Origin of the sequence: Vibrio sp. 1731, from assembly GCF_033339955.1 — a bacterium.
In the GTDB taxonomy this organism is placed as follows: Bacteria; Pseudomonadota; Gammaproteobacteria; order Enterobacterales; family Vibrionaceae; genus Vibrio; species Vibrio alginolyticus.
In genome coordinates this window covers 37,660-52,573 of the sequence record NZ_JAWOVO010000012.1, presented here as the reverse complement: position 1 = coordinate 52,573, position 14,914 = coordinate 37,660, and the positions used below count along the sequence as shown (strand labels likewise).

Annotated in this window: 11 protein-coding genes; all 11 read left to right on the top strand. The window is 41.4% G+C overall.

The genetic code is table 11. From position 1 onward, the window contains the following. Positions 1–2 precede the first annotated feature (2 nt). The 11 genes from R7035_RS14970 (at position 3) to R7035_RS14920 (ending at position 14,905) form a co-directional block, all read left to right on the top strand. Positions 3–797: a type VI secretion system accessory protein TagJ gene (locus tag R7035_RS14970; RefSeq protein WP_017820215.1), complete on the top strand. Its 795-nt coding sequence runs from the start codon at positions 3–5 to the stop codon at positions 795–797. 7 nt (positions 798–804) lie between these two features. Then, positions 805–1,269 (top strand): type VI secretion system baseplate subunit TssE, encoded by a 465-nt coding sequence (gene tssE, locus R7035_RS14965; protein ID WP_017635621.1) that lies wholly within the window; start codon positions 805–807, stop codon positions 1,267–1,269. Beyond that, the gene (gene tssF / locus R7035_RS14960) at positions 1,266–3,089 is read left to right on the top strand and encodes a type VI secretion system baseplate subunit TssF (protein ID WP_017820213.1); all 1,824 of its coding nucleotides are present in this window, start codon (positions 1,266–1,268) and stop codon (positions 3,087–3,089) included. Before tssE ends, tssF begins: the two co-directional genes overlap by 4 nt. Continuing rightward, positions 3,086–4,051 carry a type VI secretion system baseplate subunit TssG gene (gene tssG, locus R7035_RS14955; protein ID WP_005375963.1) on the top strand — a complete coding sequence of 322 codons (966 nt, stop codon included), beginning with the start codon at positions 3,086–3,088 and terminating at the stop codon, positions 4,049–4,051. Before tssF ends, tssG begins: the two co-directional genes overlap by 4 nt. Positions 4,052–4,061: 10 nt before the next feature. Beyond that, positions 4,062–6,629: a type VI secretion system ATPase TssH gene (gene tssH / locus R7035_RS14950; RefSeq protein WP_017820212.1), complete on the top strand. Its 2,568-nt coding sequence runs from the start codon at positions 4,062–4,064 to the stop codon at positions 6,627–6,629. A 208-nt stretch (positions 6,630–6,837) separates the two neighbouring features. Further along, a complete protein-coding gene (locus tag R7035_RS14945; protein WP_005375967.1) occupies positions 6,838–7,317 on the top strand; it encodes an Hcp family type VI secretion system effector in 480 nt (159 codons plus the stop codon). 49 nt (positions 7,318–7,366) lie between these two features. Next, positions 7,367–9,202, top strand: a complete 1,836-nt coding sequence (tssI, locus tag R7035_RS14940; protein WP_225491843.1) for a type VI secretion system tip protein TssI/VgrG — start codon at positions 7,367–7,369, stop codon at positions 9,200–9,202. Between the two features lie 11 nt (positions 9,203–9,213). Next, positions 9,214–9,504, top strand: coding sequence for a PAAR domain-containing protein (locus R7035_RS14935; RefSeq protein ID WP_005375969.1), 291 nt, complete (start codon positions 9,214–9,216; stop codon positions 9,502–9,504). Next, complete coding sequence (locus R7035_RS14930; RefSeq protein WP_025767716.1) at positions 9,505–10,344, top strand: hypothetical protein; 840 nt, start codon at positions 9,505–9,507, stop codon at positions 10,342–10,344. A gap of 361 nt (positions 10,345–10,705) precedes the next feature. Further along, on the top strand, positions 10,706–11,839 hold the full coding sequence (locus tag R7035_RS14925; RefSeq protein ID WP_005375971.1) for an exonuclease SbcCD subunit D: 1,134 nt from the start codon (positions 10,706–10,708) through the stop codon (positions 11,837–11,839). Between the two features lie 9 nt (positions 11,840–11,848). Then, positions 11,849–14,905 (top strand): AAA family ATPase, encoded by a 3,057-nt coding sequence (locus tag R7035_RS14920; RefSeq protein ID WP_132936423.1) that lies wholly within the window; start codon positions 11,849–11,851, stop codon positions 14,903–14,905. The last annotated feature ends 9 nt before the right edge of the window (positions 14,906–14,914 follow it).

Sequence of the window (14,914 nt, the reverse complement as noted above, 5' to 3'; positions counted from 1 at the left end):
CAATGACTCAATGGAAAAATGCTTTGTCCCAAGGCCTATTGCAACACGCTCTAGAGCAATTAATTGATGAAATTAAAGCCACCCCTAAAGATGCGAGCTTGAGAAGTTCCTTCATTGAGCTTCTTTGCATTGATGGGGACTTCGAGCGTGCGGACGCTCAGCTCATGCAATCGATTAAATTGTTTCCTGAGTATCTGCCTGGTGCAAGTCAGCTACGACATTTAGTGAAAGCAGCTCAAGCTAGAAAGGATTTTATCAATGGTGCGGCTAGTGCCAAAGTATTAGGTGATGAGGAATTAACTAAAGAGCTTGTTCGATTTAATCTTGCTCTCGGAAATCAAGAGTACGAAGAAGCGTCACGTCTATCGCATCGCATTGAAGAGCGTCGTACTATTAAAGGGTTTAACGTAAACGGCACAAACTACGAAGATGCTAGAGATATTGATGATCGTTTAGGTGGTTACATTGAACTGTTTTCTACAGCAGGTAACTATTTTCTTGTACCCATATCGAGCATCCATACGCTAGAAGTTAAAGCACCTACTTCTTTGTTAGAAAGTATTTGGCGACCTGTCGAGTTTGATATCGATGGACTTGGTGAAGGCGAAGGCCATATGCCTTTGACGTATGTCGACTCAGAGACCGATGCACAAAAGTTAGGCCGAGAAACGGATTGGAAGCAGATTGGTGAGCAAGAATCTTTTGTTGGCTTGGGTCAAAAATGTTGGTTAGTCGGTGACTCAGCGCTTCCAATCTGTGATTTGACTACATTATTAGAACAGAAACAAATAGCGTAGAAATATCATGTCGTTAACCGTTTCTCTGCTCGACAAATTGATAGATAGTGATCCTCTCACTCGAGATGAGAAAGACTTCCCTGCAAGCCAGCAACAGATGTTGAGCAGCTTACTTAGAGATCTAGAGTCGATGCTGAATAGTCGTATTGGATGGAAAAATATTCCTGATGATCTTCTAGAGGTTCGTTATTCAATATTGAACTATGGGCTGCCAGATTTTTCCTCAATGCCCTATAGCAGCCAAGAAGGGCAGAATCAGCTTTGCGACATCGTTCATGATGCAATTAAAGAGTTTGAGCCGAGGTTAAGGAACCCTCATGTCCAGATTTCGGACGAGAAAAACGCTATTGATAGGGTATTGAGGTTACAGATAAATGCCACTTGCTTAATTGATAACAGTATTCATGAAGTGCGATTCAATTCTGAAGTAGAGCCGGTAAATTTAGGTATGAAACTGAGTAGAGCAAAATGAGTGAAGAGTTTCTCAAGTACTATAATCGCGAGTTAGCTTATTTGCGTCACAAAGGGCAAGAGTTTGGTGAGCAGTATCCCAAGATTGCCGCGAGACTTCGTATTAGTGAGGAACAGGTTGACGATCCACACGTAGAAAGATTGTTAGAAGGCTGCGCATTTCTAACAGCAAGGATTAGACAAAGCTTAGACAATAGTTACCCTCAGTTTACAGAGTCTTTGATGGGACAGTTATATCCGGATTTTCACGCCCCAATCCCGTCAATGTCAGTCATTAAAATGAGCTGTTCTAACTCCACTTCCTCTTATTTTGATGTAGAAGAAGGCGAGCGAGTTGTTATCGGTGCTACTGGATATCATGAATGCGAGTTTAGAACTTGTTATCCGGTCAGAATGTATCCTGTTGATGTGACCTCTGGCGTTTTTAAAAATGCGCCTTTCAAGCCAGTTGGCTCACGATGGGAAAGCAATGCTCATTCAGTTTTGAAAGTACAGCTCACGGCTCAAGATGAAGAGACTCCTCTTGGTGAAATGGGGATAGAACGGCTGCGCTTCTATTTAAACGGTCAATCTCAATTGACTTTTAAGCTCTACCAAATGCTGTTTCAAAACCTAATTGGTTTATCTGTTGTTGTGGATGGCAAAGAAGTTCGTCCTTTAACCAAAAGACATCTTTCTGAAGTAGGATTTTCAGAAGATGAGAAAGTTGTGCCATACAGTAAAAGAAGCTTTTCAGGAGCAAGATTACTTGTTGAGTATTTGCACTTTCCTGAGAAGTTTATGTTCTTTGATATCACCGAACTTGGATTATCTGAGCTAGATCTTGGAGAGCAAGTCGAACTGTATTTTTACTTTGATACCAACGATGACTGGCTTCCAAAGCAAGTGGACGAAGAAAGCTTAATGGTAGGTTGTGTGCCTGTAATCAACTTATTTAAAAGTATTATGGAGCCTAAGCGTATTCTACCAACTGAATACGATTACCACTTGTCTCCACAATACCAAGAATCTGAAAGTAATGAGGTTGTCTCAATTTCTGACGTAACGTTGAGAAACTGGAACAAAACGTACCACAATTTGCCATGTTATCACGCTGGTGAGCACACGCATTATACAAACACTAGTGAGATTTATTGGTTGATGAGACGTGAGGATAAGAACTGGGCTGGTGGGTATGATGAGCCAGGTAGAGAAACTTACATTTCTTTTGTTGATAAAAAACATCAATTGTTCAGCCCGGATAGCCGGGAAAACTGGTTAATGTACGTGGAAGCTGAGTGCTGTAACCGCAACTTAGCGCAGAAACTTCCATTTGGAGGTGGGCTGCCGCAAGTATCTTTACCGGAGGTAAATGACAATTTCGAATCTGTTCGTTGTTTAGTTTCTTTATCAGAAACTATTCGGCCAGAAATGGATGAAAGCACACGATGGCAGTTAACTAAGCTTTTAACTTTAAACCATTTTACCGAGGAAGATGGTTTAGCAACTTTGAAGCAGACCCTTAATCTCTATGCATTTTCTGGGACAGCAGAAACGAAAGCGGTAATCGATGCTTTAACTAAGTTAGAGTTTGAGCCTACTACAGGAAGAATTAGTCAGAAAGGCAAAGTTGGATTTGCGCACGGTATAAAAATTATTTTGACGGTTTCTGATCAAATTTTACCTAAAGAGCAGATCTTTCTCTTAGGTAGTGTTTTATCTGTTTACTTCTCGCAATATGCTGAAATTAACATTTTTACGCAGTTAGAAATAAGAATTAAGTCCACGGGAAAGTCTTTCCACCTATGGCCCGCATTAACTGGCGATAAGGTGTTGCTATGAGCGCGGAACAATTTTATCGAGAATTAAAGCAACATCCATTGTTTGAAGCGATTCATCTTATTGAACACGAAGTTCTGCAAGCAGAGGCGCAAATAGGAACAGATGCGTTACCGAAGCATGAAAAGCTAAACTTAAAGGTTAATCCATCATTAGGTTTTGAAAATGCTCAGCTTTGTGAACTGAAAAATATAGATGACAGCAAGTTAGAGATTGAGACCAATTTAATAGGCCTAACGGGTGAGCAAGGTGTGCTTCCCCAGCACTATAGTGAATTAGCTTTACATCGCCAAAAAGAAGGCGATACGGCTATGGTGGACTTCTACGATATTTTCAATCATCGCTTATTATCTCTTTATTATCGATGTTGGCAACTGAGTCAGCTGACTGTTCAGTCTCGTGCGCATGCGCAGGGCGCGCGTTCGCCGTTAGAAAGCTGTAAATCGGCATTAACTGGGAAAGGGAGTTCACTGTCCCGGCACTATGGTGGTGTGTTTGCTTCACCAGTGAGAAGTAAAGGTGGACTGAAAAGTATTCTTGAATGTTTATCTGGATGCCAAGTAAAAGTTCATGAATTTCAAGGACAATGGTTACACCTTACGAAAGAAGAGCAAACACGCCTTGCATCCCGAACTATGCCTGAAGGGCAGTTTGCTCAACTTGGTTTAGGAGCGTCTTTGGGTTCGAAAGCATGGAACATCAACGCGGGGACAACAATAGAATTTCTGCCAAAAGATAAACAGCTAGTTAGTAAATTGCTTCCTAACCAACCCAATATAGCAATCATTAAGAACGCTGCTTATGAGTTGATTGGAAAACATAAACAACTGAAGTGGCAGCTCACCACCAAACATAGTTTGCTACCACAAGCTTGTTTATCGAAACAGCAGGGGCAGTTAGGTATTGGTTCTGTGCTTAAAAAACACGAACGTACAAAAGATCGAACTATAACAATTACTATTTAAAGGAAATGTAATGGCTTCACTCTCACTTTCAGCGTTGGTCGAAAGATTGTCTCCTCAGGCTAAGGAAACACTTGAACAGGCAGCTGCGATGGCAAGCTCCCGAACTCATCACAGTATTGAAATGTCTCACTGGTTAATGATGATTATCCGCCATCCTGACGATATTTACTCTGAAGTTTTTGACGAATTTGATGTCGATAAAATCAAGGTTGAAACCGATATTCAAAAGGCATTAGAAAAATACAAAACAGGATGCCAGTCGGTGCCTGGGCTATCAGCTCATACGGTGACTGTTATGCAAAATGCCTTGTTGTCTGCAACCATTGAATTCAATCAAGAACAGTTGGGGTGCATCCATCTTTTATTTGCCTACTTGTCTGATGATACGTTAGTCAACATGGCTGGTTCGATTAGTCCTGAACTAAACAAGATAGAACCATCTCGCTTATTGAACTTTAAAGAAAGTAATGCGCCTCAATCAAGATCGAATGACTTAGCGCAGTCAAACGCGAATTCCGCCTTGAATCAATTTACAACAGACCTTACTGAGCAAGCTAGGGAAGGTAAAATAGATCCGGTGATTGGTAGAGATAATGAAATTCGCCTAATGATCGATATTTTATTAAGACGCCGACAAAACAACCCGATTCTTACGGGAGAAGCTGGTGTTGGAAAAACAGCCGTTGTTGAAGGTTTGGCGCAAAAGATCATTGATGGCGATGTACCTCCCGCTCTGCAAAATGTGGCAATTAAGTCTCTGGATTTGGCGTTACTGCAAGCCGGCGCAGGCATGAAAGGTGAGTTTGAAAACAGGCTTAAGAACCTTGTTAAGGAAGTAAACGACGCTCCACAGCCTATTATATTGTTCATTGATGAAGCTCATGGCCTAATTGGCGGTGGTGGGCAAGCGGGCCAAGGTGATGCGGCGAATATTCTGAAGCCAGCATTAGCGAGAGGTGAACTCAGAACGATCGCAGCAACAACGTGGGCAGAGTATAAAAAGTATTTTGAAAAAGATGCAGCTTTAACTAGGCGTTTTCAAGTCGTAAAGGTTGATGAGCCTGCCCCTGAACTCGCGATCGAAATGTTACGAGGCTTACTTGATGTAATGGCACAACACCACGATGTTCATATCACTAACCAAGCTCTCAATGCAGCGGTCCAACTGTCAGCTCGATACATTAATGGTCGTCAACTGCCAGATAAAGCGGTTTCTGTTTTGGATACGGCCTGTTCTCGAGTTGCGTTAAGTCAGTCATCTACACCGGGAGGCCTAGATGCGAAAAGAAACAAACTTAAAGCAAAGCAAGCTGAGTATGAGCATCTTAGCCAAGAGAGTCGGCTAGGAGCATCTCTTGATGTGCAGCTGCAAGGTGTCCGAAAAGAGATTGATGCGCTATCTAATGACATTATTGAATTAGAAGTACTTTGGGAAAAAGAAAAAGAATGGGTAAATGAAGCTAAGTCACTTAGAACCCAAATAATCCAGGAGGGTTCTGAAACTGCTAGAGACAAGTTACAAGAGCTTGAAAATAACCTTTCCGCTAACTCACAGCCCTTAGTTTTTTCGCATGTAAATGAAGCGCTAATCGCAGAAGTTATTTCGGATTGGACCGGTATACCGCTAGGTAAACTTCAGGATGATGAAATCCAAGCAGTATTGGGTTTGAAAGAAAGTTTGTGTAAGCGAGTTGTCGGGCAGGATCACGCTTTAGAGCTCATGTCTGAAGTGATAAAAACCGCGAGTGCGCAGCTCACGGATGAGACACGACCAAATGGTGTATTTCTCCTAACCGGACCAAGCGGAGTGGGTAAAACCGAATCGGCTTTGGCGATTGCAGAGAAAGTCTATGGTAGTGAAGAAAATGTCACGACTATCAATATGTCGGAATTTAAGGAAGAGCATAAAGTCTCATTGCTATTAGGTTCTCCTCCTGGTTATGTCGGTTATGGAGAAGGAGGTGTACTGACTGAAGCTGTTAGACGTAAACCTTATAGTGTAATTCTCCTCGATGAAATGGAAAAAGCGCACCCTGGTGTTCAAGATATTTTTTATCAGGTGTTTGATAAAGGCTCAATTAAAGACGGTGAAGGTCGAGATATAGACTTTAAAAACACTATTATTATTATGACCGCGAACACAGGGACCGAAACGACGATGTCTTTGTATTCTGATCCTGATTTATCTCCTGAGCCGTCAGCACTAAAAGATGCTTTACGCGATGATTTGTTGGTCGACTTTAAACCTGCATTTTTAGGGCGTGTGAACGTATTACCTTATTTGCCTCTATCAAGAAAAGTATTGATAGAAATAACAAAATTAAAGTTGGATAAAATTACGACTCGTATTCGTAAGCACTATAACGCTGACCTGTTTTTTGATGAGGAACTAATTAATGATATTGTAGACAATAGCAATGAGTCTGGCAGTGGTGCGCGTGTGGTACAAACAACCATAGAAAATACACTGCTTCCGAAGATTTCTCATGAAATATTGCATGCAATTCTTAATGATAAGACGTTTGATGAAATTATTGTTAAAGGTACAACTAGTGGACTTGATGTCTCAATAGTTTAACATCCTTTACACTCTCAATAATAATTGGGAGTTGGTTCATATTAACTATTATTTTTTATAAAAAACGCTTAAATTAAATCTTATTTAAAGATATAACAGGGCGTATTTAAAATGAAGTTTTTGATACATTAATCACTAATTATCACCAAACGTCAGATAATTAAATTACTACGATATATGTCAATTAATAATGCTATAGGAGATTAGCATGCAGTCTAATACGTATCTTAAATACGCAGATATTAAGGGTGAGGCAACAGCCGAGCAATACAAAGATTTGATTACACTACTATCTGTAGATTGGAGTGTAGGTCGTGAGATCTCATCATACACTGGTACAGCGATGGACCGTGAAGCGAGCGCTACTCGTCTATATGATTTGACTATCACTAAACTTCAAGACCGTTCTTCTCCTGACTTATTTAAAGAAGCGACGATTGGTAAAGGTAAACCAGCGGTTTTCCATATTACTAAGCAGGGTGAGAAGGTTGAAGAGATCATGAAGATCGAACTGACTGATGCGATGATTTCTAACTACTCAGTTTCTATCCAAGACGATCGTCCAGTTGAAACTATCACAATTTCTTACACAGAAATGATGATGACAGTGACTCCTACTGACGATAAGAACAACACTTCTGCTCCATTGGTATACGGCTACAGCGGTGTTAAAGGTCAACAAATGTAATTTTCATGCGGGGGAGTATTCCTCCGCATTTTTTTGAAAGAAGTATTTAATGAAAAGAGCAACTCAAGATAACAATTTCATCCGAATTTCTTCCCCATTCGGTAAAGATGCCATCATACTAAACTCGTTTGAGTATAAAGAAGAGATCTCAGAACTTTTTTCATTGCGTGCTAAAGCTTACTTTAATGATCAACGAAGTGAGTTAAACGAAATTATTGGTAAGGAAGTTACCATTACCCTTGAAAATAATGAGGATGTTTCTTCAAATCCTCGTTATATGCATGGTTACGTTTCTGCTGCAAGATTAGAAGGGAAAAGGGTTTCTAATACACATAAAGGCGAAAATTATAAAAACATAGAATTATTAATAGAGCCTAAATTACGTTTCGCTGAATATCGAAAAAATTGCAGAATATTTCAGCATAAAGATATAAAGGAAATTATCTCTGAAGTACTATCGGAGCATAGTGTTGCCTTTAGTTTTGAGCTAACCAAGTCCTATCCTAAATACACGTACAAAGTACAATATGAAGAATCAGATCTTGAATTTGTTCGACGTCTGTTATCGGAAGAGGGGCTATCATTTTTTTTTACACATACTAAGTCTGCCCATACGCTCAATATTTTTGATGACATCAGTTTTTATAAGCCGGGTACTGAGTTTTTAGTCGATTTTGATACAGGTACGGCGAAATCTAGCCACATTTCTTCTTGGCATGAAACGCAAATTCTGACTACTAAAGCGAGTCAAAAGTCAGGCTATAACATGCTCAAGCCTTCTTCGAATCCTAAAAATACTGCAAAGGGTGAAAGTGATTTTTTTACAGTACCTGGAAGCGAGTATTTTGAATACATGGGTGAAATGGAGAGCAATGATCAATACGCACTGAGAAACACGCATGCAATAGAAGCACTACAGCAAAATGCATATTTGTGTCGTGGCGAGGCTACGTGCAGAACATTCAGTGTGGGCAAGTGCTTCAAGTTTAAAAAGCATGAAGATAAATCTCGAGTCGGCAAAGAATATGTACTGTCTTCTGTTTTTTTGTCTGCTGCTGTTTATAACCAGACTGGTCAAGGTGGGACCGGTGCGCAAGGTGTCAAAGTCTCGTTTAGTTGTGTTGACTCAAAGACAATCCTGCGTCCTTCAGTTAACTACCCGAAACCTCAGATGAAAGGTTTGCAAACCGCAGTAGTTACGGGGAACAAAGATGGTGAAATTTACATAGACAAACATGGCCGTATCAAAGTTCAGTTTCACTGGGACCGTGTTGGTAAATACGATGTAAATAGTTCATGTTGGATTCGTGTTGCGCAAAATATTGCAGGTAACGGATGGGGGTCGGTGTTTCACCCTAGAGTCGGACAAGAGGTCATCGTCGAGTTTGTTAACGGAGACCCTGATCAACCAATCGTTACGGGGTCACTATATAACGGTAGTCAACTCCCTCCTTACGCTTTACCAGAGCAAAGTTCTCAGAGTGGTTATAAATCACGCTCTGTACAAAAAGGTACATCCAATTTTAATGAGTTGCGCTTCGATGATAAGCCTGGTGAAGAGCACATTTATCTTCATGCTGAAAAACTGTTCCAAATGCTAGTTGAAGACTGTGTTGATATCGCCGTTGAAAACAGTAAAACCGAAAAAGTGACCAATGATGTTAATCAAGAGGTTGGTCAGAACGCGAGCTTGAAAGTAGGTAAAAACTTTTCGAATGAAACGGGTGAAGTACTGTCTTTTAATGCAGGAAAGAGCGTCGAGATCAAAGTAGGTGGTGCTTCTATTCAGATGTCTAGCTCTGGAGAAATCAATATCAAAGGTAATAAAATATCCATTAACGGCTCAGCTATTGCTCTTAAAGCTGGGCAAATTTCATTGAACTAAGGTGATTTAAAGTGGGTAAACCAGCCGCAATTTTGGGCAGCTTTCATCTTTGCCCTAAAAAAACAGGAAAGATACCGCATGTCGGTGGTCCCGTCGTTGTTGGTTCACCAAACGTAACGATTGGCGGGATACCTGCGGCAAGACAAGGCGACAAGCTTATTTGTATCGGTCCTCCGGATAGTATCTCAGCAGGTTCTTCTAGCGTAACAATCAACGGTAAACCAGCCGCGAGAGTCGGCGATTCAACGTCTCATGGTGGCAAAATTCTATCTGGTATGCCTACGGTTTTAATCGGAGGCTAGATGCCACTCGCATTTCAAACGCATCTTCTATCCTTTAATGGCCGTTCACACACCGTTCGCGAGATAGCTGATGATTCTTTTAGATTGTCCGAGGAAATCCGACCCCCTGACTTTGCTCAATCAATAGATGAGCATATATTAAGCCTCGTGCGCTCTGAGCGCGAGAGTCTTGAGCAAGCTGATATCAAGGGGAATCTCTGTGTTCTTTTACCATCTTCGGTGGACAAAAGTTTGCTTAAAGCATTGATAAGCGAGCTTTCTATTTTCGTTGACCAAACTGTCAATACTGAAATTTACTTTTATCCTTATGGCCAAGCTGCATTTTTGATGGCACTAAATCGGATAAATCGTGAAGTTAATGAAACGCAAGCGACTTGGATACTGGCTATAGAGGTTACGAGTGATGTAGAAGGGCATGTCAAACCTCAAAGCTCTATCATTTTAACCAAGTGTTTTTTTCGACATTCAGGTCTTGTGCCTGATGTTGTTCGAATTGATTTAGATGCCAAACAACAACGCATCGCCGTGGACAAGGTGTTTAAGCAATTAGGAGTAAGTTGTGAACATCCACTCAGTCAATTGTATTTATCCGTTAATAAGGAAGAACCGCAATGGTTAAACTCAATGCAATTCTTGTCTCCGTGGGTGACCGATCAAACTCAGTATCAATTTGTTGATATCAAACTTGGCGGATTGGGTGCATGTGGCGGCGTTTTAAAAGCGTTAGTGATTGATGAGCTTCAAAGAAGCAGCCCCTGCCCAGACTTTCACGTGTTGCAAGCGGACATCGAGTCAGATGGCTATGCAGTAGGAGTAATATACAATTGGCGTAGTGAATAGGTCTGGCTATTGCTTTTCCTTCTAGTAGTAGCTGAGGTTTTAGTGATGCAAATGTTATGGGGGATTGACTCGAAACTGGCCCTTTAATGATGTTTGGACAATGACTAGGCGCAGCTTGCTTTTCAAAATAGCTTTGCTCACCGCGTTTTTACAGTGTTCTTCTCGCTTTCTGATTAAATAGCCAGCCATAGAACACAAACCACATGAAAAGCTGTTCGACTCAAGATATCCTTACCGAAATAAAATAACTTGAGTTTTGGCTTGTTCGAGATCCCACCCGTGACGCATTCCTTTTTATAAACGGTACATTGACTCTGACAGAAGCAAGCCTACTCATAGAATTGGCGGAAAGTGAATTCGAATGAAGTTTATCCACACCTCAGATTGGCATCTTGGTCGACAATTCCACAACGTATCACTACTCGAAGATCAACAAGCAGTACTCGAACAACTGATTAACTATATTGAACGCAACCCCGTCGATGCAGTTGTAGTGGCGGGAGATATCTATGACCGTTCGGTGCCACCAACGGTTGCAATAGAACTGTTAAATCGAGTCGTGAAACGCATTTGTACCGAGTTAGAAACACCAATGATATTGATATCTGGCAACCATGATGGTGCAGAAAGGTTAGGTTTCGGCTCAGAGCAAATGAAAAATGCAGGTCTCCATATTGTTAGCAACTTTGAAGAGATGCTCACTCCCATCATCATAAAAACGGACTCTGCGGACGAGGTCGCGTTTTATGGTATGCCTTATAACGACCCTGAACAGGTCAGGTTTGCCTACAAAGCCTCGGTATCCACTCATGATGAGGCTCATCAATTGCTTGTTGAGCAAATTAAAGAGCGCTTTATCTCTAAGCAAAAGCGCGTGCTCGTGAGTCACTGTTTTGTTGATGGGGCTATCGAGTCAGACTCTGAACGACCATTATCTATTGGTGGTTCTGATCGCGTGAGTCATGAACACTTCTTAGATTTTGACTACGTCGCACTTGGTCATTTGCATCAGCCTCAAAAGAAAGGCGCAGAGCATATCCGTTACTCTGGCTCTCTCATGAAGTATAGCTTTGGTGAACAGAACCAGAGAAAAGGTTTCACGTTAGTTGAACTGGACAAGAAAGGATTCGTTTCTGCAAAGCATATTGATCTTACGGCTCCTCATGAAATGCGTATTGTAGAGGGCGAGCTGGATAAAGTTATTGAGCAAGGGAAAACAGACCCCAAGAATGAAGATTATTTGTTAGTTCGTTTGATGGATAAACATGCGATTTTAAACCCAATGGAAAAACTTCGTTCAGTGTATCCAAACGTTTTACACCTTGAGAAACCTGGCATGTTAATTGGGGTAGAGCAGGAAATGGCGCAAGCAAAGTTGGCGCGAAGCGAAATTGATATGTTCCGAGATTTTTTTATTGAGGCGCAAGATAGCCAGTTGTCTAAAGAGCAAGAGCAAGCTGTTACTGACATTATTAAGCAATTATCACAGCAATAGGGACCAAAGATGAAACCAATTAAACTAACCATGCAAGCCTTTGGTCCGTTTGCAAAAACTGAAATCATTCATTTTGAGAAGCTTGGCAGTAACCCTCTATTTTTGATTAATGGTCCTACAGGTTCCGGTAAAACGTCGATCTTAGATGCCATTTGCTTCGCCCTTTATGGTGAAACCACAGGTAATGAGCGACAAGGTATTCAGATGCGGTGTGACTTATCCGCGCAAGACTTACCAACCGAAGTAGTTCTCGAATTTTCGTTACACGGCAAACAATACCGAGTTGTTCGATCCCCTGAGCAGGAAGCGCCCAAGGCCCGTGGTGAAGGGATGACGATTAAAAAGCACACTGCGGCTCTTTATGAACTCGGTGAGACTGAAACGCTTATCACCAGCAAGACGACTCAGGTTAAAACTGAAGTTAGCAATATTATTGGCTTGAATGAAACTCAATTTCGTCAAGTTATGGTGTTGCCTCAAGGAAAATTCCGAGAACTGTTGCTTGCTAGCTCTAAAGAGCGTGAAGAAATTTTTGGCCAGCTCTTTCAAACTGACATATATAAAAAAATTGAGTACGCGCTCAAAGATAAAGCGAGTGCAATTAGTAAAGCGAAAGGCGAATTTGATAATCAAATTCGAGGTGCTTTACAAGTTGCAGAAGCGAGTTCTGAACAAGAACTATTACAACAACTGGAACAAGTAACTAAGCAATTAGAGTCTGATAAAAAGAATGAGCAAGCAGCGTTAGATAAGCTCAATACTGCTAAATCTGAATTGCAAAAAGCGGAAACCTTGAATGGAGAGTTTTCGAAACGAGAGCAAGCAGAAAGCGCACTCAAGCTGCATCTAGAACACTCAGATTCGATAAAAGCTCGTCAACAGCAATTAGAAAACGCTAAAAATGCCAATAAGATAGAGTTGCCCTACATCTCATTACAAAATGCAAAAGCTCAAACGCAAGAGCTTAGGCAAAAAATCGTAGCTTTGGAAGAGAGTCTCGAAAAAGCTAATGTCGTTGCGAGAGAACAAGAAAACTTGCAGCAAAGTGCAAAAGAGGCAGCGGCAAAGGTCCCGCAGTTAACGCAACTGCAGTATCAACTTGAAAGTATGAAAAACAAGTTGGTCGAGAAAGACAATTTGGAAAGTAAAATAACGGCGGGTTATCAACAAAAACAACAATTTGAAGCAACGTTAAAACAGTACATAGAACTAAAAGATAAGTTAACGTTACAGGCCCAGCAGGGACAGAAGGAGCTAGAGAAAGCACGAGTTGATGTTGCGCTTATTGGCAGCATCGATGCGGAAATAAAACAAAAACAACGGCTGTTACAGGATCTACAAAAGCTGCATGATCTTACTTTAGAGCTCTCTAAACTCAATGCGCTAACTGTAGGCAAGCAGCAGTCACTACACGAAGCCAGTCAGCGCTATATGCAGCGTCAACAAGCCGCTGATACGATAGAGCTTAAGTGGCACAACGCTCAAGCGGCAGTATTAGCGCAGCGACTAAAAGCAGGTGAAGCATGCCCGGTGTGTGGTAGCGAAACGCATCCTAACCCCGCAACGTTTGTTGAAGAAGCCGTTACAAAAGAGCAAGTTCAGGCGGCTAGAGCTAAAGAGCGAGAAGCTCAAACCTTGTTGAACCAACTAAGCAATCAGCTAGAACAACATAACGTTGTCATTAGTCAGTATCAGAATCAGTGTAACCAGTTGAAAGAGGAGTTGGGTGAGTATGCTACATCTGAGATCTCGACGGTTCAAAATGATTTGCAAGCGATCAATGCTCAACTCCTACGTCTACAAGCTATTGATATTGAAAAGCTAGAAAAGAACGTTGAACAGCTTAATCAACGCTGCGTCGTGGGTGAAAATAAAATTCATGAGCTGCAGAATAAAATGGCGGCAAATGAATCAACCGTTAAAGCGAACCAAGAACAATTGGCTCAATTACAAGCTTCTATTGACCCAAAATACAGTTCCGCTGACTTGCTTGAACGTGAAATTTTGCTGACAAAAGAGCAAATTCTGAGTTTGAACACAGGCTTAGAAAAGGCGCAAACCGCTTTGCAGCAAGCGATATTGGAGAAATCAAATGCGGAAAGTCACTTAGCGACGAACAAGCAGTGGTTATCTGAGTCAGAGCAAAAACTTAGCCAAGCAGAATTAGCGTGGAATGAGGCACTACAGGCGAGTAAATTTGAGGATGAAAGCCATTATCTAAGTAGTCGAGTGGGAGATGATGAACTTCAAGCCTGGCAGCAAGAAATAGACAGCTTCAAACAGGCACAAACCAAGCTTGAGCAAACACTACATGATTTAAATCATGCATTGAAAGATCTTGAAAGGCCTAATTTAGAGTTGTTTAATGACAGGTTAACCACTCTGCAGGCGCAATATATTGAAGTAAGGAATCAACTTGATACCACACGCTCAATATTTGAACGTCTTGAAAAGGTTCGTAAAGATATTGCCGTGTTGCATGAGAAAAATAGTAAGTTAGAAGAAGAATACAAAGTCTTTGGTACGTTGTACGACGTTGCTAGTGGTAAAACAGGCAGCAGGGTTAGCCTACATCGCTTTGTTCTTGGTGTACTGTTGGATGATGTGCTGATTCAGGCCTCCCAACGTTTAAGCCTTATGAGTAAAGGGCGCTATATTCTTGCTCGAAAAACAGAGGGCTTCAAAGGTGCTGCGGGTCGCGGCTTAGATTTAATGGTTGAAGATGGCTACACAGGAAAAACGCGTGATGTTGCGACACTTTCCGGCGGTGAATCATTTATGGCAGCGCTTGCTCTGGCACTTGGTTTGTCGGATGTTGTGCAATCCTATAGTGGCGGTATTCGTTTAGACACTTTATTTATTGATGAGGGCTTCGGTAGTTTAGACCCAGAGTCTTTAGATCTTGCTATTCAAACGCTAGTGGACCTGCAACAGACTGGGCGCATGATCGGTGTTATTTCTCACGTTTCTGAGTTGAAAGAACAAATGGCGCAGAGGATTGATGTAGAACCATCAAGACTTGGTTCAACGGTGTCGATTAAATCTCAATGTCGCTTCGCTGTCTAATTCAGTGAC

Excerpts from the sequence above, each read along its gene's own strand:
- tssF (WP_017820213.1), top strand. The coding sequence starts at position 1,266 with ATGAGTGAAGAGTTTCTCAAGTACTATAATCGCGAGTTAGCTTATTTG.
- R7035_RS14970 (WP_017820215.1), top strand. The coding sequence starts at position 3 with ATGACTCAATGGAAAAATGCTTTGTCCCAAGGCCTATTGCAACACGCT.
- tssI (WP_225491843.1), top strand. The coding sequence starts at position 7,367 with ATGAAAAGAGCAACTCAAGATAACAATTTCATCCGAATTTCTTCCCCA.
- R7035_RS14925 (WP_005375971.1), top strand. The coding sequence starts at position 10,706 with ATGAAGTTTATCCACACCTCAGATTGGCATCTTGGTCGACAATTCCAC.
- tssH (WP_017820212.1), top strand. The coding sequence starts at position 4,062 with ATGGCTTCACTCTCACTTTCAGCGTTGGTCGAAAGATTGTCTCCTCAG.
- R7035_RS14930 (WP_025767716.1), top strand. The coding sequence starts at position 9,505 with ATGCCACTCGCATTTCAAACGCATCTTCTATCCTTTAATGGCCGTTCA.
- R7035_RS14945 (WP_005375967.1), top strand. The coding sequence starts at position 6,838 with ATGCAGTCTAATACGTATCTTAAATACGCAGATATTAAGGGTGAGGCA.
- tssE (WP_017635621.1), top strand. The coding sequence starts at position 805 with ATGTCGTTAACCGTTTCTCTGCTCGACAAATTGATAGATAGTGATCCT.
- tssG (WP_005375963.1), top strand. The coding sequence starts at position 3,086 with ATGAGCGCGGAACAATTTTATCGAGAATTAAAGCAACATCCATTGTTT.
- R7035_RS14920 (WP_132936423.1), top strand. The coding sequence starts at position 11,849 with ATGAAACCAATTAAACTAACCATGCAAGCCTTTGGTCCGTTTGCAAAA.